Annotated in this window: 19 protein-coding genes; 3 read left to right on the top strand and 16 right to left on the bottom strand. The window is 74.9% G+C overall.

Translation table 11 applies throughout. The features are described 5' to 3' along the window. Positions 1-213: 213 nt before the first annotated feature. The 7 genes from K8Z61_RS07885 to K8Z61_RS07915 all read right to left on the bottom strand — a co-directional run bounded on the left by K8Z61_RS07885 (position 214) and on the right by K8Z61_RS07915 (position 7,587). The gene (locus K8Z61_RS07885) at positions 214-714 is read right to left on the bottom strand and encodes a flavin reductase family protein (RefSeq protein WP_224128203.1); all 501 of its coding nucleotides are present in this window, start codon (positions 712-714) and stop codon (positions 214-216) included. Then, positions 711-1,229 (bottom strand): NADPH-dependent FMN reductase, encoded by a 519-nt coding sequence (locus K8Z61_RS07890; RefSeq protein ID WP_224128205.1) that lies wholly within the window; start codon positions 1,227-1,229, stop codon positions 711-713. Before K8Z61_RS07890 ends, K8Z61_RS07885 begins: the two co-directional genes overlap by 4 nt. Beyond that, a complete protein-coding gene (locus tag K8Z61_RS07895; RefSeq protein ID WP_224128207.1) occupies positions 1,226-2,422 on the bottom strand; it encodes an LLM class flavin-dependent oxidoreductase in 1,197 nt (398 codons plus the stop codon). The genes K8Z61_RS07890 and K8Z61_RS07895 overlap by 4 nt, the downstream gene beginning before the upstream one ends. 25 nt (positions 2,423-2,447) lie before the next feature. Further along, entirely contained in the window at positions 2,448-3,695 is a 1,248-nt protein-coding gene (locus K8Z61_RS07900; RefSeq protein ID WP_224128209.1) for an SfnB family sulfur acquisition oxidoreductase, read from the bottom strand. A gap of 1 nt (position 3,696) precedes the next feature. Further along, on the bottom strand, positions 3,697-4,827 hold the full coding sequence (sfnG, locus tag K8Z61_RS07905; protein ID WP_224128211.1) for a dimethylsulfone monooxygenase SfnG: 1,131 nt from the start codon (positions 4,825-4,827) through the stop codon (positions 3,697-3,699). Positions 4,828-5,008: 181 nt separating this feature from the next. Beyond that, entirely contained in the window at positions 5,009-6,286 is a 1,278-nt protein-coding gene (locus K8Z61_RS07910; protein ID WP_224128213.1) for an acyl-CoA dehydrogenase family protein, read from the bottom strand. 11 nt (positions 6,287-6,297) lie between these two features. Further along, positions 6,298-7,587 (bottom strand): acyl-CoA dehydrogenase family protein, encoded by a 1,290-nt coding sequence (locus tag K8Z61_RS07915; RefSeq protein WP_224128214.1) that lies wholly within the window; start codon positions 7,585-7,587, stop codon positions 6,298-6,300. 130 nt (positions 7,588-7,717) lie between these two features. On the opposite strand from K8Z61_RS07915, the gene K8Z61_RS07920 reads away from it, so the two are divergent. Next, complete coding sequence (locus K8Z61_RS07920; protein ID WP_224128216.1) at positions 7,718-8,626, top strand: LysR family transcriptional regulator; 909 nt, start codon at positions 7,718-7,720, stop codon at positions 8,624-8,626. A gap of 40 nt (positions 8,627-8,666) precedes the next feature. Here the strand turns inward: K8Z61_RS07920 and hemE are convergent, their stop codons facing one another. Next, positions 8,667-9,740, bottom strand: a complete 1,074-nt coding sequence (gene hemE, locus K8Z61_RS07925; RefSeq protein ID WP_224128218.1) for a uroporphyrinogen decarboxylase — start codon at positions 9,738-9,740, stop codon at positions 8,667-8,669. A 63-nt stretch (positions 9,741-9,803) separates the two neighbouring features. Here hemE and K8Z61_RS07930 point away from each other — a divergent pair, with 63 nt between their 5' ends. Beyond that, positions 9,804-10,424 (top strand): DUF3000 domain-containing protein, encoded by a 621-nt coding sequence (locus tag K8Z61_RS07930; protein ID WP_224128220.1) that lies wholly within the window; start codon positions 9,804-9,806, stop codon positions 10,422-10,424. Continuing rightward, the gene (locus K8Z61_RS07935; RefSeq protein WP_224128222.1) at positions 10,421-11,785 is read left to right on the top strand and encodes an HRDC domain-containing protein; all 1,365 of its coding nucleotides are present in this window, start codon (positions 10,421-10,423) and stop codon (positions 11,783-11,785) included. The genes K8Z61_RS07930 and K8Z61_RS07935 overlap by 4 nt, the downstream gene beginning before the upstream one ends. Here the strand turns inward: K8Z61_RS07935 and K8Z61_RS07940 are convergent. From K8Z61_RS07940 to K8Z61_RS07975, 8 genes are all read right to left on the bottom strand, one after another. Then, positions 11,782-12,270 (bottom strand): type II toxin-antitoxin system PemK/MazF family toxin, encoded by a 489-nt coding sequence (locus tag K8Z61_RS07940; RefSeq protein WP_224128225.1) that lies wholly within the window; start codon positions 12,268-12,270, stop codon positions 11,782-11,784. The genes K8Z61_RS07935 and K8Z61_RS07940 overlap by 4 nt on opposite strands. A gap of 210 nt (positions 12,271-12,480) precedes the next feature. Next, positions 12,481-13,086, bottom strand: a complete 606-nt coding sequence (locus tag K8Z61_RS07945; protein WP_224128226.1) for a hypothetical protein — start codon at positions 13,084-13,086, stop codon at positions 12,481-12,483. 44 nt (positions 13,087-13,130) lie between these two features. Next, positions 13,131-13,442 carry a hypothetical protein gene (locus K8Z61_RS07950; protein ID WP_224128228.1) on the bottom strand — a complete coding sequence of 104 codons (312 nt, stop codon included), beginning with the start codon at positions 13,440-13,442 and terminating at the stop codon, positions 13,131-13,133. Further along, complete coding sequence (locus tag K8Z61_RS07955; protein WP_224128229.1) at positions 13,439-14,263, bottom strand: hypothetical protein; 825 nt, start codon at positions 14,261-14,263, stop codon at positions 13,439-13,441. The genes K8Z61_RS07950 and K8Z61_RS07955 overlap by 4 nt, the downstream gene beginning before the upstream one ends. Before the next feature lie 87 nt (positions 14,264-14,350). Next, on the bottom strand, positions 14,351-14,746 hold the full coding sequence (locus K8Z61_RS07960) for a hypothetical protein (protein WP_224128231.1): 396 nt from the start codon (positions 14,744-14,746) through the stop codon (positions 14,351-14,353). Then, positions 14,743-16,536: a WXG100 family type VII secretion target gene (locus K8Z61_RS07965; protein ID WP_224128233.1), complete on the bottom strand. Its 1,794-nt coding sequence runs from the start codon at positions 16,534-16,536 to the stop codon at positions 14,743-14,745. The genes K8Z61_RS07960 and K8Z61_RS07965 overlap by 4 nt, the downstream gene beginning before the upstream one ends. Continuing rightward, on the bottom strand, positions 16,533-17,213 hold the full coding sequence (locus tag K8Z61_RS07970) for a hypothetical protein (RefSeq protein WP_224128235.1): 681 nt from the start codon (positions 17,211-17,213) through the stop codon (positions 16,533-16,535). The genes K8Z61_RS07965 and K8Z61_RS07970 overlap by 4 nt, the downstream gene beginning before the upstream one ends. Beyond that, entirely contained in the window at positions 17,210-17,497 is a 288-nt protein-coding gene (locus tag K8Z61_RS07975; RefSeq protein ID WP_224128237.1) for a hypothetical protein, read from the bottom strand. The genes K8Z61_RS07970 and K8Z61_RS07975 overlap by 4 nt, the downstream gene beginning before the upstream one ends. Positions 17,498-17,517 lie beyond the last annotated feature (20 nt).

Consider the following 17,517-nt stretch of genomic DNA (forward strand, 5'->3'; position numbering starts at 1 on the left):
GTCCCGCCCGACGACGCCGCCCCGCGCCGACGTCCGACCCGGGTGATCGGGACCGACGTCCCGACGGCGGTCGGGGCGGCGTTCCCCTCAGCCCCGTGCGTCACTCAGGACGGGCGAGACTGATCGATGACAGGCGAAGCTTCGCCCGTCATCGATCGGTTTCCCCGGTCGACCGGGGAAACCGAAGCCGAGGGAGACCGACGCGGAGGCGCCTCAGCCCACCAGCCGCCCGAACCCGCTCCGGTGGAACACCAGCGGGCTGGCGTCGCCGTGGTCGACGCCGTGCAGGCGGAGCAGCACCAGCGTGTGGTCGCCGGCCTCGACCTCGCGGTAGAGCGTGCAGTCGAAGCGGGCGACGGCGTCGTCGAGGGTCACGGCGCCGTCGTCGGAGACGGTGACGGCGACGTCGTCGAAGCGGTGCTCGACCGGCCCGGCCAGGCGCCGGCAGACCGCTCCGTGGTGGTCGGCGAGCACGCTCAGGCCGAGGTGGCGCGCCCGGCGCAGGTCGGGCCAGGTCTTGGAGGTGTTGGCCACGGAGAACGACACCAGCGGCGGGTCGAGGCTGACCGAGGTGAACGACGAGGCGGCCAGGCCGGTCAGCGCGCCGTCGACCTCCGCGGCCACGGCGACGACGCCGCTCGGGAACGTCCCGAACGCCTGACGCAGCCGCGCGGGGTCGAGGTCCTGGTTGGTGACGAGGGGGCTGACGGTCATGAGCGGGCTCCTGCGGTGGCGGCGGTGAGGGCGGCGGTGATCCGCGGACGGGCGACGGCCAGCCAGTCGGCGTAGGCCATGGGGTCGTCGTGGCGGGTGTCGAGCACCGACAGCCCGCGCACCGGGACGCTGGCGCCGAACTCGGTGAGCACCGGGCGCAGCAGCAGCTCGGCGGCGTGCGCGTGGGCCGGCGAGGCGCACAGCATGAACGGCACGGCGACGCCGCGGATTCCCGTGCCGCCGGGCACGTGGTCGAGGAAGAGCTTGAGCAGCCCGGTGTAGGTGCCCTTGTAGGTGGGGGAGGCGACGACGACCAGATCGGCCTCCCCCACCGTGGCCACGGCCTGCGCCACCGCGGCGTCGTCCCACGCGAGGAGCGACGGCCCGAGCGGGGCGAGGTCGAGGATCAGGCGGTCGTCGGCGCCCGGCGCCAGCTGGTCGGCCAGCCACGTCGCGGCGGCGAGCGTGCGGGAGCCCGGGCTCGGGTTGCCCACGACGACGGCGACCGAGGTCACGACGCGGCGCCCCGGGCGGGGTCGCGGCCGGCGTCCGGGGCGGCGGACTCGCGGCCGGCGTACTGGAACGGCGTCGCGCTGCGCACGACCGGCGGCGCGGGGTGCTGCCACACGCCGCGCTGCGCGAGGATCGGCAGGACGCCCTCGCCGAACTGGTAGGCGCCCTCGAGGTGCGGGTAGGCCGAGAGCACGAACTCGTCGATGCCGAGGTCGGCGTACTCCTGGATCCGGTCGGCGACCTCCTCGTGGCTGCCCACGAACGCGGTGCCGGCCCCGCCGCGCACCAGGCCGACGCCGGCCCAGACGTTCGGGTGGATCACCAGATCGTCCTTCGAGCCCTTGTTCAGCGCCAGCATGCGCTGCTGGCCGACCGACTCCGAGCGCTTGAGGCCGTCCTGCACCTGCTTGATCGTCGCGGGGTCGATGTGGGCGAGCAGCCGGTCGGCCTCGGCCCACGCCTCGGCGCTGGAGTCGCGGTTGATCACGTGCATGCGGATGCCGAAGCGCACCGTTCGACCCTCCTCCTCCGCGAGGCGCCGGATCCAGGCGATCTTCTCCGCCACGGCCGCGGGCGGCTCGCCCCAGGTGAGGTACACGTCGGCATTCCGCGCGGCCACCCGCCCGGCCGCCGGGGAGGACCCGCCGAAGTACACGTCCGGCACCGGGTCGGGGATCTGCGCCAGCCGCGCCGCCTCGACCTGCAGGTGCTCGCCGACGAAGTCGACCGTCTCGCCGCCCCACAGGCCCCGGACGATGGAGAGGAACTCGTCGCAGCGGGCGTAGCGACCGTCCTTGTCGAGGAAGTCGCCGAACATCCGCTGCTCCGCGCTCTCGCCCCCGGTGACGACGTTGAGCAGCAGGCGTCCGCCCGAGAGGTTCTGGAACGTGCCGGCCATCTGCGCGGCCAGGTACGGCGAGACGACGCCGGGCCGGAAGGCGACCAGGAACTTCAGCCGCTCGGAGACCTGGCTGAGCATCGCGGTCGTCAGCCAGGCGTCCTCGCACCAGGCGCCGGTGGGCGTCAGCGCCCCGACGAAGCCCATCTGCTCGGCCGCCCGCGCGACCTGGCCCAGGTAGGGCACGTCCGCCGGACGCCCCGAGGGCCCGGCGCTGACGCCGTGGCCTCCGCCCACGATGTGCCGGCCGTCGCCGCCGTTGGTGGGCAGGAACCAGTGGAACGTCAGGCTGCTCATGTCTCTTCTCTCTCCGGTGGTGCGCTCAGAGCTGTCCGTGGCGCGGCGGCAGGGTGCCGTCGATCGCGTGCCGCCCCAGGTGGTGCACCTTCCAGGCGGCGGGGTCGTGCAGGGTGTGCGTGCGGGCGTTGCGCCAGTGCCGATCCAAGCCGAGGGACCCCAACGCCGAGCGCGTGCCGGCCACCTCGAAGAGCCGGGACGAGGCCTCCAGCGACGCGGCGGTCGTGGCGGCGCGGGCCGCGGCGACGGCCAGGCTGGCCGCACCGGCGCTCGCCTCGGTCAGGTGCTCCTCGGCCCGCTCCACGGCCCGGGCCGCCACCGCGACCAGGGCCTCCGCCGCGCGCACCTGCAGCTCGACCTCGCCGAAGGCCTGGACGACCAGCGGGTCGCCCGACGCGCCCGCCACGTCGTACAGCGCGAGGGCGTCGGGGTAGGGCCGGCTGCGGGTGGTGACGAACGCGGCGGCCTCGCGCACCGCGGCGCGGGCGATGCCCGCGTCGATCGCGGCATGCAGCAGCTGGGCGAAGGCGCCGTAGGTCTGCGGCCGCTCGAAGGTCAGGTGGTAGGGCATCACCCGCGCGTCGGGCACCCGGACGGCGCGCAGCCGCACCGTGCCGCTGGCGGTCGTGCGCTGACCCAGGCCGTCCCAGTCGTCGACGACCTCCACGCCGGCAGCGTGGCGCTCGACCCAGGCCACGTGCAGCGGCCCGTCGAGGTCGAGGTGCGCGAGCACGGGGATCCAGTCCGCGAACAGCGCGCCGGTGGCGTAGCCCTTCTCGCCGTCGAGGAGCCAGTCGCCGGGCCGGTCGGGGTCCGGATGGAGCGTCGTGGCGTGGTCGCGCACGTGCCGGCTGCGGATCTCGCTCTGCGCGTTGCCGAACCGCGCACCGCGCAGGACGTCGCCGAGCAGCTCGTGCTGCTGCGCGTCGGTGCCCTGCTCGAGCAGCGCGTTGACGTAGACGAAGTGGCTGTGCGGGATCTGCGCGACGTTGGGGTCGCCGATCGCGAGCCGGCGGACGACCTCGGCGACCACGACGGCTCCGTGCCCCGCTCCCCCGAGTCGGGCGGGGACCGTCACCGCCAGCAGGCCCGAGGCCGCGAGCGCGTCGAGCTCGGCGACGGGGAGGATCCGCTCCCGGTCGCGCTCCACGGCGCCGACGGCCAGCCGCTCGGCGAGGACGGTCGCGGTGGCGAGCGCGGCCTCGGCGTCGAGCACCGGCACGGGCGCGCGTCCGGGCGCGTCGTGCCGTCGGGCCTGCTGGTCGGTGGTCATCTCAGACGCGCTCCAGCTCGGCGGCCTCGAGCTCGCGCACCAGCGGCAGGATCTCGCGGCCGAAGTACTCGACGTCCTCGAGGTAGTGCAGGAAGCCGAGCAGCAGCAGGTTCACGCCCCGACGCTTGTACTCCAGGATCCGGTGGGCGATCTGCTCGGGCGTCCCGATCAGCCCGGTGCGGAAGCCGTCGTTGTACTGCACCAGGTCGGCGAACTCGGAGTCCTGCCACATGCCCTTCTTGTCGCCGGTGGCCTGGCCGGCCTGCTTGACCGCCGAGCCGAAGCCCTCGACGGCCTCGCGGTCGGCCTTGTCGACGATCTCGCGGAGCACGTCGCGGGCCTCGGCCTCGGTGTCGCGCCCGATCAGGAAGCCGTTGACGCCGAACCGCACCGCGCCGGCGCGGCCGTGCACGGCGGCCACGTCGTTGACGTCGCGGATCTGCTCGGCGATGCCCTCGGGCGTGTTGCCGTTGGCGAAGTACCAGTCGGAGACCCGGCCGGCCATGCCGCGGGCGTCGGTGGAGTTGCCGCCCTGGAAGATCTCGGGGTGGGGCCGCTCGTCGGTGACGACCGGCTTCGGCTTGAGGTCGAAGTCGTGCAGGCGGTAGAAGTCGCCGTTCAGCTCGGCGTGGTCGGAGGTCCAGATCTCGCGCAGGTAGCGGATGAACTCCTCCGAGCGACGGTAGCGCTCGCCGTGCTCGAGCCAGGGCTCGCCGAGCTTGGTGAACTCGTCCTTGAACCAGCCGCTGACGACGTTGACCGCCGCGCGGCCGCCGGTGATCTGGTCGGCGGTGGCGATCCACTTCGCCAGCACGCCGGGCTGCCAGAGCCCCGGGTGCACCGCGGCGATCACCTTGAGCCGCTCGGTGGCCAGCAGCAGCGCGAGGCTGAAGGACGTCGACTCGTGCTGGTAGGCCGCGCCGTAGGAGGCGATGTAGCGCACCTGCGAGAGGGCGTACTCGAAGCCGTTCTGCTCGGCCAGGCGGGCCAGGCGGACGTTGTAGTCGTAGCTCCAGTCGGTGCGCTGCTCGATCTTGCTGACGACCAGGCCGCCGCTGACGTTCGGCACCCAGTAGGCGAAGCGCAGCGGCTCGTGGAAGCGCGGCGGGAGTGGCGGGAGGGACGTGCTCATGGGATCCCCTTCGGATTTCTGCTCTTAGTCGATGACCTTGCTCCACAAATGGGAGCGGGACAAGCCGAGGAGCCGTCCGGACGGCGATCCGCCCGGACGGCTTCCTCGACGGGGCGAGAGGCGGCGCCTCTCACCGGTGGTGCTGTCGGCCGATCACCGGCCGATCACCGGCCGGACGGCCTCACTGGCCGCGGCGGGTGGCGCCGATCGCCCAGGCGTAGGGCGGCGGCGTCCCGTTGACCTCGTACCCGCCGACCACCCGGGCCTTGAGGATGCGCGGGTTGTGCGACGAGACCGTCCGGGCGTTGCGCCAGTGCCGGTCCAGCCCACGGGCGCGGGCGGTGCCCGAGGCGCCCAGGGTGTCGAAGAGGTCGCTGGTGGCCCGCAGGACCAGGTCGGTGACGACGACCTGCGCCTGGGACGACTCGATCTCGGCCGCCTCGTTCAGCCGGGCCACCGTGTCGGGGTCGGCGGTCGCCGCCTCGGCCACGGCCTGCACGGCCCGCGCCACCTCGAGGGCGATCGCCCGGGCCGCGTAGACGGCCGAGGAGATCTCGCCGACCCGGGCCAGCACCTGCGCGTCGTCGCGCACGCGCGCCGCGTTGGCGTGGGAGTAGTTGCGCTCGCGTCCGCGCACCGCCTCGACGGTGTCGCGCAGCGCGGCCTCGCCGATGCCGGCGAGGGTGGCCAGCAGGTTCAGCTGGTAGACCGCGGTCTGGTACGGGAACCGATCGGCGAACGGCAGCACGTGCGCGGCCGGCACCGGCACGTCGTCGAAGGCCGTGGTGCCGCTGCCGGTGCCGCGCTGGCCGAAGCCGTCCCAGTCGTCGACGACCGTGACGCCGGGCTCGCGGGCGTCGACGATCGCGATGACGAAGTCGTCCTCGGGGCGACCGTCGGCAGGGTCGGCCAGGCGGCGCGCGTACACGTCGGCCCACTCGGCGAAGAGCGTGCCGGTCGTGTAGAACTTCTCGCCGTCGAGCCGGTACGAGCCGTCCTCGACCCGCCGCAGCGTCGTGCGCTGGCTCTCGATCGGCGTCGCGCCGGCCTCCGACCACGCGTTGCCCGCGATCTCGCCGGCGACGAACCGCGCGAACCACGTCGCCTGGTCGGCGCCCCGGCGGTGCTGCCAGAGCCGGTCCTCGACCAGCGCCGCGTGGCCGCGCAGGGCCTGCGGCAGGTTCGCGTCGGCCGCGGCGAGGTCGATCCACAGGGCGACCAGGCCCGGCCAGTCGAGCCCGGCGCCGCCGTGCTCGACGGGCACCTGCAGGGCGCCGAGGCCGGCGTCCTTGAGCCAGCGCACCTGCTCGTCCGGCAGGACGCCGTCGAGCTCGCGCTGCAGTGCGCCCTCGGCGATGCGGGGCAGCAGCTGCTCGACCCGCTCGACCAGGTGGGGGGCGCCGGCCCCCGGACGCGGGACCGCGGCCGGCACGGCGTCCCGCTGCTCGGTGATGCTCATTCCCCGTCTCCTCACGTGTACCAGGTCGGCTCGGGGATCTCCCCGAGCAGGTAGAACCGCCCGACCTCGGCGCGCTTGTGGGCCACGGGGTCGTGCAGGGAGTGGGTGCGCAGGTTGCGCCAGTACAGGTCGAGTCCGACGGCGTTCGCGGTGGCGCGGGCGCCGGTGACCTCGAAGACCCTCGTGCCCACGTCGAGGCCGACGTCGATGGCGACCTGCTTGGCCGCGGCGATCAGCACGGCGGCCTCGCCGCGCTCCTCGGCCGTCACCTCGTCGGCCCGGGCGTTGATCGCCTCGATGGCCACCGCCGCCCGCTCGGCGAGCGCCTCGGCGGCCCACAGGCGCGAGCGCAGGTCGCCGTAGGTCTCGAGCACGTGGAACTCCTCGGCGCCGCGCTCCTTGACGTCCGGCGTGTAGGGCCACGGCCGGGTGCGGTCGCGGGTGTAGCCGGCGGCCGTCGCCAGCGCGCCGTCCGCGATGCCGACGTAGAGGTTGGCGAAGACGAGCTGGATCAGTGGCACGTTGAGGGTGTTGTAGACGCGCGGGACGAAGCGCCAGCCGAGCTCGGCGGACTCGTCGCGGACGTAGCCGGCCGCGGCCTCCCACGGCACGCGCACGCCGTCGACCTCGACGCTGCCGCTCTCGGTGAGCCGCTGGCCGAGGTTGTCCCAGTCGCCCGCGAACCGCAGGGCGGGCTGGTCGGTCGGGACGATCGCGAAGACGTGCTGGCCGGCGCCCTCGATGACGCCCTCGAGCACGGTGACGTCGGAGACCCTGCCCCCGGTGGAGAAGGACTTGCGGCCGGAGAAGACGAGCTCCTCCCCCTCGACCCGGACGACGAGGTCGGCGTCGCGCGGGTTGACTGCGCCGCCGAAGAGCCACGTGCCCTCGGCCGCGGCCCGCTCGACGGCCGCGATCTGCTCGGGGGTGCCGACCAGCCGCGCGGCCCAGGCCCAGACGTAGTGGTAGCCGAGCAGCTGGCCGATCGAGCCGTCGCCGGCGGAGACCGCCCGGACGACGCGCAGCGCGGTGGTCCAGTCCTGGCCGGCGCCGCCGTGCTCACGGGGGGCGAGCAGGGTGACGAGCCCCGCTGCCTTGAGCAGGGCGACCTCGGCGTGGGGCGTGGCGTTGGCGCGGTCGCGCTCGACCGCGTCGAGGGCGAGCTGGGTGGCGACCTGACGGGCGCGCTCGACCCAGCCGTCCGGGGTCGTGGGCGCGGGGCCGAAGGCGGTGGAGGCGGGCGTCGCGGGGGCGGCGCCGGCCTCGGGGGCGGGTGACGTCTGCTCGTGCTGCTGGGTCATGGCGGAACCTCGTGGAGTGGCGGAGTACTATTTGTCACGTAACTTAGTAGTCTTTGCGACGAGGGCCAGGGATCGCCCGCTCGGAACCGCCGAGCACCCCGGCAGGCGTCGCCGAGATCCGGGGACCGCCATGCGCATCGAGCAGCTCGAGTACCTCCTCGCCGTCACCGAGCACGGCTCGCTGCGCCGCGCGAGCGAGCGCCTCCACCTCTCCCAGCCGGCCCTGAGCGAGGCGCTGACCAAGCTCGAGCGCGAGCTCGGCGTCACCCTGCTCGACCGCCACCGCTCGGGCTCGCGGATCAGCCGCGAGGGCCGCGCCCTGCACCGCCACATGGTCGAGGTGCTCGACGCCGTCGGCCGGCTGCGCGCCGCCGCGGGCGACGACAGCCGGCACCGACCCGTGCGGCTCGGCACCGTCAACGCCGCCACCTCGACGCTGCTGGTGCCCGCCGTCGCCGCCTTCCAGCGCGAGCACCCCGAGCTGACCGTCGAGGTGCAGACGATCCAGCAGCGGGCGATCCACGAGGGGCTCGCCGACGGCACGCTCGACCTCGGGCTGGTCAACGAGCTGCTCGACGACGATCCCGACTCCGCACTCGGCCTCACCGGCACGGTGCTCCTGCGGGGGCGTCCGGTGGCGGTGCTGCCCGCCGGGCACCGCCTCGCCTCGCATCCGGAGGTGTCCGTCGACGACCTGCGCGAGGAGCGGTTCGTGGGCATGCGCGCCGGCTACCTGATGCACCGGGTGGCCGAGCACCTCTTCGAGGGGACGCCGCCGCGCACCGTCCACAGCACCGACGGCGCCGAGATGGGCAAGGTGATGGTGGCCGAGGGGCTCGGCGTCACGCTGCTGCCCGACTACAGCGTCGAGGGCGATCCCATGCACCGGGCCGGGCTGATCGTGCACCGGCCGATCGCGGGCGAGGCGCCCGGCGTCCGGCTGGTGCTGCGGCACCGGCGCCTCGACGGCGGGCAGCGGCCGCCGGCGCACGTCGTCGAGCTGGTCGGGCACCTGCGCCGGACGGCCGCGGCGCTCTGAGGAGCCCCCGGTGTCCCGGCCGCCCGGACGCGCAGGGGGGTCAGGCCAGCGGGTAGGACTGCACGAAGTCGGTGAGCCGGGCCAGCTGGTCAGGGTCGGTGGACGGGATGACGCCGTGGCCGAGGTTGAAGACGTGGCCCCGGGCGGCGCGGCCGGCCTCGATCACCTCGGCGGCCCGGGCCGTCATGACCTCGGTGGGCGCGAAGACCAGCGTCGGGTCGAGGTTGCCCTGCACGCCGCGGTCGCCGACCCGACCGATGGCGTCGGCCAGCGGGGTGCGCCAGTCGACGCCGACGACGTCCGCGCCGGCCTCGCCCATGAGCGGCAGCAGGTTGGAGGTGCCGACGCCGAAGTGGATGCGCGGCACGCCCAGCTCGCCGGCCGCCGCGAGCACCCGGGCGGAGTGCGGCATGACGTGCTGCGCGTAGTCCTGCGGCGTCAGCGCCCCGGCCCAGGAGTCGAAGAGCTGCACCGCGGACGCGCCGTGGCGCACCTGCACCTCGAGGTAGGCCGCCGCGATGCCGCCGATCTTGCGCATCAGCGCGTCCCACACCTCGGGCGCGCCGAACATCATCGCCTTGGTCTTCGCGTGCTCCTTCGAGGGCCCGCCCTCGACGAGGTAGGACGCGACGGTGAACGGGGCGCCCGCGAAGCCGATCAGCGGCGTGCCGGCGAGCTCGCCGACGAGGCCCTCGACGGCCTGCGCGATGAAGGGGACGTGCTCGGGCGTCAGGTCGGGGATCGCCTCGACGTCGGCCAGCGTGCGCACCGGCGAGGCGACGACCGGGCCGATGCCCGGCTTGATGTCGAGGTCGACGCCGACGGCCTTGAGCGGGAGGACGATGTCGGAGAAGAAGATCGCGGCGTCGACGCCGTAGCGGCGCACGGGCTGCAGGGTGATCTCGACGACGAGGTCGGGGTCCATGCACGACTCGAGCATCCCGACGCCCTCGCGGACCCGCAGGTACTCCGGCAGCGAGCGGCCGGCCTGGCGCATGAACCACACCGGCGTGTGCGGCACGGGCTCGCCCCGGGCGGCCTTGAGGAACGCGCTGTCGGCGAGGCCGGGGTGGGCGGCGGGAGAGGCGGCGGCGGCCGCGACGGCGTCGGTCACGCCGCAACTGTCTCACGGCGTGTTCGAACCTCGGTTCGACGGCGTCTCACCTACTGTGACCCCATGGTCGTGGGTCCACAGACGCGCCCCGAGGGCGCCGCCGAGCCGTCGGCGTTCCGCGAGGCGGTCGCCTCGCTGGCTGCGGCCCGCCTGCGGCCCGAGGTGCTCTGCGAGGAGATGCCCGCGCCCACCCGCATCGCGCCCCACGCCGCCGCCCTGTCGGCCGACGTGACGGTCGACGGCGTCGACGTCGGCACCGGGCGCCTGGTGGTGCTGCACGACCCCGCCGGCAACGACGCATGGGACGGCACCTTCCGCTGCGTCGCCTACGTGCGCGCCGACACCGAGCCCGAGACCGAGTCCGACGAGGCCCAGCTGTTCTGCGCCGCCGCGTGGTCGTGGCTCACCGACGCGCTCGAGGACGCCGGCGCGAGCCACGTGGCGATCTCGGGCACCGTCACCCGGGTCGTCACCGAGAGCTTCGGGGCGATGACCGGCGAGCCGCCGACGGCGCAGGTCGAGCTGCGGGCGTCGTGGACCCCCGCGGTCGACGACGACGCGCCGGTCGACCTGCGTGCGCACGTCGAGGCCTGGGGCGAGGTGCTGTGCGCCGCGGCCGGGCTGCCGCCGGTGCCCGAGGGCGTCGCCGTGCTCCCGAGCCGGCGCGGGCAGCGCGGCCTGTGACCTCCGACGCGGCACCGGGGCCGCAGCCCGACGACCTCGACGCCGCGGAGCCCGAGCAGGCCCCCGAGGCGCCGCCCGCTCCCCTGCTGACCCTGCGCGACGGCCTGCCGGGCGTCGTCGACACGCCCGACGCGCTGGCCGCGTGCTGCGCGGCGATCGCCGGGGGCACCGGGCCGGTCGCGATCGACGCCGAGCGCGCGTCGGGCTACCGGTACTCCAGCCGCGCGTACCTGATCCAGCTGCGGCGCGCCGGCACCACGACCTTCCTCGTCGACCCCATCGCCTTCGACGATCTCGCGCCGCTGCAGGAGGCGATCGGCGAGGCCGAGTGGATCCTCCACGCCGCCACCCAGGACCTGCCCTGCCTGGGCGAGGTCGGGCTGCACCCCCACGCGCTCTTCGACACCGAGCTCGCCGGACGCCTGCTCGGCTACCCCCGGGTCGGCCTGGCCACGCTCGTCGAGACGCTGCTCGGCTGGCGGATGAAGAAGGAGCACTCGGCGGTCGACTGGTCGACCCGCCCGCTCCCGGAGCCCTGGCTGGAGTACGCCGCGCTCGACGTCGAGGTGCTCGTCGAGCTGCGCGACCTGCTGGCCGCCGAGCTCGAGGCCGCCGGCAAGGCCGAGTGGGCCCGCCAGGAGTTCGACCACCTGCGCTCCTTCGAGCCGACCGTGCGCACCGAGGCGTGGCGGCGCACGTCCGGCCTGCACCGCGTGCGCGGGCGGCGCAACCTCGGCGCCGTCCGGGCCCTGTGGGGGCTGCGCGACGAGATCGCCCGGCAGCGCGACGTCACCCCGGGCCGGATCCTGCCCGACTCCGCGATCGTCGCGGCCGCCACCGCCCTGCCGCTCGAGCGCTCGCAGCTGCTCACCGTCCGCGGGTTCCACGGCCGCGGCGCCGAGCGCTACTCCACCCGGTGGGTCGCCGCCCTGCGCGAGGTCGCCGAGCTGCCGGAGTCCGAGCTGCCGCAGCGTGCGCCGCGCACGGACGGTCCGCCGCTGCCGCGCGCGTGGGCGGAGAAGGACCCCGTCGCCGCCCGTCGGCTGACGATCGCCCGCGACGCCGTGGTCGCGCTGGGCGAGCGGGTCTCGACGCCGGTCGAGAACCTCCTGACCCCCGACCTGCTGCGCCGTCTGCTGTGGACCCCCCCGGCCGTGCGCGAGCCGCAGGCCCTGGCCGCCGCGGTGGCCGCCCAGCTCGCCGACCTCGGCGCCCGGCCCTGGCAGGTCGAGCTGACGACGCCGCTGCTGGTCGAGGCGATCGTGCAGGGCGACGTCGAGCCGGAGCCGGCCGACGGGACCGACCCGGACGCCGGCGCCGCCGGCGCCCCCGGTAACCCCGACGCGGGAGCCGCGGACTAGCGGAAGCGCGCGGCGGCCGCGACCACCGCGTCGAACGTCGCACGGTCGAGCGCCGCCCCCTCGCGACGCACCGCGTCGGGGTCGAGGCGGAGCAGCCGGTCGAGGCGCACCTCGCTCGGCCGACGCTGCGCGTCCCAGCCGCCGGTGCCGACGTCCATCCAGTGCCGGCCGTGCCGCGCCTCCTGGGCGGCGTCGCGGTCGTGGTCCTTGCTGGTGAGCATCAGCCCGAGCAGATGCTCGCCCTCGACCCCGATGAGCAGCACGGGCCGGTCCTTGCCGCGGCTGGCGTCCTCCTCGTAGGGCACCCAGGCCCAGACGACCTCGCCGGGGTCGGGACGGCCGTCCGCGCGCGGTGCGTACCGGATCGTCGGCGCACCGCTCGGGGCCGGCCCCCGGGGCGCAGGACGCGTGCGCACCGTGCCGGAGGGACGGGACGGCTGGGCCGCGGCGCGGAGCACCGAGCGCAGGACGCGGGACCACCTCATGGCGCCGAGGCTAGCCCGCGACCAAGCCGGAGATGAGGTGCGCCGGACCGGGAGCGCCTCACGGCGCGTGGCCGCTCGTAGCGGCTGATGTTGGGACCCGGGGCTGCCACGGCCCGGCGCACACGGACGACACTACGCCTCCGGTCCAGACCACGCACGGAGAACGCGTGCGGCGATCCTCACGGCGTCCGGCGGGAATGCGGTCCGGGCTCAGGCCAGACGTCCGGCGAGCTCGGCGTGGCCGGCCGCCTCGAGCTGCTCGGCCAGGGTCAGCAGCCGGGCCACCGGGTCGAGGACGCCCGGCTCGGGGTCGTGCGGCTCGCCGGCGCGGCCGGCGGCCACCACCCGGGCGAACGCGCTGGCCCGGAACAGGACGTCGGCGAAGTCGCCGGTGGCGATGCCGGCGAGCACCTCGTCGACCATCGCCCGCAGTTGGTCGGGGCCGGGCGGGTCGGCGACGCCGGCGACGACCCGGGCCACCTGGGCGCGGGCGCGTCCGGCCTCGAACTCCCGGGCCACGCCGTGCGGGTCGGCGTGCACCCACTGCCGCAGCGCGTAGAGCCGCCACAGGCAGCCGGCCAGCGAGTCGGCCGGCGCGTGCGACCACACCTGCGCCACCGCCTCGAGGCCCTCGGTGTCGGCGAGGTGGATGATCCGCTGCGCCAGCCGCGGGTCGTCCGCGCCGCGCACCAGCACCTGGGCGGCGAGGTCGCCGGCCTCGGTCAGACCCGCGGGATCCTCGCCCCCGACGTAGGCGTCGAAGAACTCGGTGGTCTTCGGGGCGGGCCGGTGGTGGCGGTGGGGCTGGTCGGGCACCGGGCCAACCTACGCGGCAGGTCGGCCGCGACGGTCCTGGAGCGTCACACCGTCCATGTCGTGACGTCCTTCCGCGCGAACGGCGTCGGGTCGAGCGTGCCTGCCGGCGGTGGTGGCGGCGGGGCGACCGGACCGAGCCGGTCCAGCACCGCGGCACAGGCCTCGGCCTCGTCGACCAGGCCGTCCTGGACGGGATCGGGCCGCCCACGCTCGTAGTACGACAGCAGCCACCCCGACGCCGAGCGCGAGAGCAGGTACTGGTTGTCGGTCAACGGCACCTCGTGGACCCTCTCGATCCAGACCTTGGAGCCCATGCCGCGCGAGCGCAGGATCTCGATGAGGTCGTCGAAGCTCATGCGGGACGGGCCTCGTTCGCGACGGCCTGCAGGTCGACGAGGTCACCGTGGGAGACCACCGCCTCGAACGCCCCTGGCTCGACAGACCGGGCTCCGAGCCGGGCAGCCGCCTCGGGATCGTCGTCGAGGAGCAGCACCGCCGCCTGCCGACCGTCGGACTGCAGCAGCCGCACCGGGATGCCCTGGACCGTCGCGGTGACGACCAGCTCGAAGAGCTCGCACTCCGACCTCAGGACGCGTCGGATCCACACGCCCGGGCGGGCCTCGTCCCAGCCGGGCTCGTGCTGACCGCCACGCACCAGCTCGATCTCCTCGCCGAACGGGTCTGCGACCAGCTCCCGTCCCTGCCATCGCGCCTGCGGACCGACCAGCTGCGAGGGCGGTGACCAGCCCGTCGCGCCGCGCCAGCCCCGGGCCACCCCGTCGTAGACCGACACCAGCTGCTGGCGACCGTCGGCCTCGATCCGCCACATCTCGGCACCGATCGTGAACCGCGTGCGCGCCAACGACCAGGTCGGCACCAAGGAGGCCCCGTGCAGGAAGCCCGCCGGGTACGTCGGCCACGGCCGCTCGTGCTCGTCGCGATGCACCGACAGCACCGCCAGGGACGGAGCCTCGAAGCGGATGACGTCGACCGCGGACGGCCCGGCCTCGTAGCCGTAGGCAGCCAGGACCTCCGCGGCCGTCCGCAGCGATGCCGCATCACCGGCCGCCACCACCAGCCCTCCGACCTGGTGGACGTTCTGCGCGCCGATCGCGGATCCCCACGCCCCCGACACCAGCTTCTGCAGCACGGCCGGCGCCCCTGCCCGGTCACTCATGACCACTCTCCCGTCCTCGAGGTTCCTGGGGGGCACATGCTGGCCGGTCCTCCCCGACGTGCGGACGACCGGTCCGCCCTGCGCCCCTCACCACAGCCACGGGCTGCGTTCGATCTCGAGGTCCTCGATCTCGTCGGCTCTGACGCCCTTCGTCCAGCCCTGGAACTGGTCGCCGTCGAAGCGCAGGCGGGCAGCGACCTCCGGGGAGTCACGCAGCTCGACCAGGGCACGGCCCGCGGACACCGACGAGACGATCACCCGCGCGCCCCTCCACCGACCGACCAGCATCTGCACCCGACGATCGGTCGTCCGCTCGAGCGGCAGCCTCGCCACCCGACGACCCTGACCGTCGAGCCGATGCAGCAGCTCTCCGGGGATCGGCAGGTCCGCCTCGACCTCGACCCACGATCCGTCGCCACCCACGATGCGGCGATCGACGCCGTCGACGCAGCACCACGAGCCCTGCTGCTCCCAGGGACTCACGCCGCCACCCCGACCCACTGGCCGCCGTCGCCGAGCACGGCCACGAGCCGCTGGGTCCCGGTGGAGGTGACCTCCCACATCTCCGCGCCGTCCCGCATGCCGACCCCCCTCGCGTAGAGCTCGGGGATCACGTCGTCGGTGGCCTTGGTGAAGCCGTTGCCCGTGAACGGATCCGTCCAGCCGTCGAAGTCGGAGGAGCCGCCGAAGTGCGAGTTGCTGGGCACCACGACCTCGCCGGCCGATGCCGGATCGCGCTGGAAGCGGATCAGGTGCACCGAGTCGTCGCCACGGGTGAACGGCGTGCCGGAGTAGTCGAGCCTCAGCCCGTCGTGGATCGCGGCCGGGGTGCCCAGGTGCGCGGTGTCATCGGCCAGCGAGATGCTGCCCCGGATCTGCGTGACGTCGAAGTCGGGGGCGAGGCCGCCGCCGTAGCTCTCGGCACCACCCGGACGCAGCCGCCCGCTCGCATCGAACGACGGCTGGGACAGCACCTTCTGGAACACCGTGTCACCGTCGAACGCGGGCATCTCGGCGCGCACGGTGCTGATCAGCTCCCGCTGCGCCGCGGTGAGGTCCTTCGCCGGCGTGCCGACGAGGTCGGCGAAGCCCGCTCTGGTGAGGCCGCGGGACGCGAGCACTCCGTCGACGGCCTCGCGGGTGCTGGAGAGCTGCTCGACCGCGAACCGCGTCGTGTGCAGGTCGCTGCCGCCGATCGCCGAGAACAGGCGGTACTCACGCGCGCCGGAGAGCTCCCGCACGGTGGTCCGCAGGCCCGGCACCAGGGATCGGAGCCCCGCCGCCATGCCGCTCACCGCGGCGCGCGCTGAGCCGCCGAGATGAGCGAGGGCGCCGAGCGTGCCCCCGGCGCGGAAGGCGCCGCGCAGCGCGGCCAGGCTGGTCAGGCCGCGCGTGCCGGGGATGCAGCCGAGCACGGCCAGGCCGACGTCGAGCAGGCTGCCCTCGCCGTTCGCGTACTTCATCAGGGCGTCCGCGAGCAGCACCAGGCCGGCGGCGAACACCACCCACGCGAGCGGTCCGCCGATGATCAGCACGACGATGCCGAGCACCGCGACCACGACCGTGGCGACCTTCACCAGCACGTCCCAGGCCGCCTTCGCGCCGTCCTTGATCTTCTGCCAGCGCGAGCGCTCGGGGATGCCGGCGTCGGCGGCGTCGTCGATGCGGCGGGCCGTGGTGCGGGCGTCGCCCTCGCGCAGCTCGCGGGCGTCGTCGGCGAGCCGGCGGGCGAGGTCGAGACGGCGCCGGGCGTCCTCGACTAGGCCCTGCGCGGCCCGGTGGGCCTGCTGGGCCGCGCGCAGGCGGTCCTGCGCCGCCTGCACCTGCCCCGGCGTGGGGGCGAGCGTGTCGAGCGCGGCGCTCCGGTTCGCTGCGGCGAGGTCGCCGGACGCACCGGTGAGCCGCTGCTGGGCGTGGTCGAGGTCGGCCTTGGCCGCGCGTCCCTGCACCAGCGCGCGGTCGGCGTCGGTCTGGTGGCCGTCGAGCCGCTCGGACCACCACAGCAGCGCCTGGGAGGCCTGACGGTAGGAGTCGGCCACCTTGGCCAGCTGGCCGGGCAGCTCGCTGGAGCGGGTGCGGAACTGGTCGCCCGCCTCGCCGATCCAGGTGAGCGCGGCGTCGTCGCCCAGAAGCCCGCGCAGGCGCCGCTCGGAGGCCTCCGCCTCCCCGGCCAGCGTGCCCCAGCGGCGCGCGACCTCGCGGACGACGAACGGGTCGCCGGGGGTGGGGTCGCCGAAGCCGAAGACCTCCGGCCAGTCGGTGGGACGGCTCATGCGGGCACCTCCGAGGCGGACGGACCGGCGGCGTCGGCCGGCAGGTCGTCGAGGCGGACGACGCGGAAGGTCTCGGCGACGGCGGCGAAGAGGTCGTGCAGCTCGTCGACGAGCGGCAGCACCGGAGAGCTGAACGCCAGCAGGAAGAGCCGCCCGTCGGGACGCACGGGGACGGCGTCCAGCGCGAAGACGTGCCGCACCAGCCCGCCGCCGGGCAGGGGCGCGTCCTCGACGCCCTGGCTGCGGACCATGGTCAGGCCGTCGACCTCGATGACCGAGGTGTGGGCCCACGGCTCGGTGGGGTCGTCGCCGCGGGTGCGGGTGGCGAACCGGTCGTCGGGCGAGGCGGGCTCCGCGGCCGTGGCGAAGGGATCGTCGAGCAGCGAGATGGTCAGCGAGCCGGTGACCGGGCCGTCGTCGGTGGGCAGCGCGAAGCCGGCGGCGTAGCGGGCGCCGGAGGCCCAGGCGTCCTCGGCGTGCCGGGTGAGGAGCCGCTGGATCGCGCGCCGCTGCTCCCACAGCTCCGGGACGCCGTGGGCGCGCTGCTCGACCAGCCGGCGGATCGCGTCGTCGCGCAGCGCCGGGCGCAGCTCGAGCTCGTACCAGCTCTGCGGCAGGGTGATCGAGTAGCCGAGGCTGCGCTCGGGCGCCGCGCCGCGGCCGTCGGCGGAGGTCACGAGCCCTCCCGCAGGCCGGAGGCGAGGTCGTCGTCGGCCTTCCGGTAGGCCCGCGCGGCCTCCTGGAGGCCCCCGACGATGCCCTCGATGTTGGCGCTGACCCGGCCGCGACCGTCGTCCCAGTGGTCCTCGAACCGGTCGAGGGCGCGGGCGACGTCGGCCGAGCCCATGTCGGCGGCCGTGCCGTCGACGACACGGCGGGTGTGGTCGAGGCCGTCCTTGATGGCGGCCAAAGAGGACACGAGACGTTCGAGTCCCTCGACGTCCACCTCGAGATCGGGCATGGGGGTCCTTCGTGGGAGCG

This window comes from Nocardioides sp. TRM66260-LWL, assembly GCF_020075545.1.
Taxonomy (GTDB): Bacteria; Actinomycetota; Actinomycetes; order Propionibacteriales; family Nocardioidaceae; genus Nocardioides.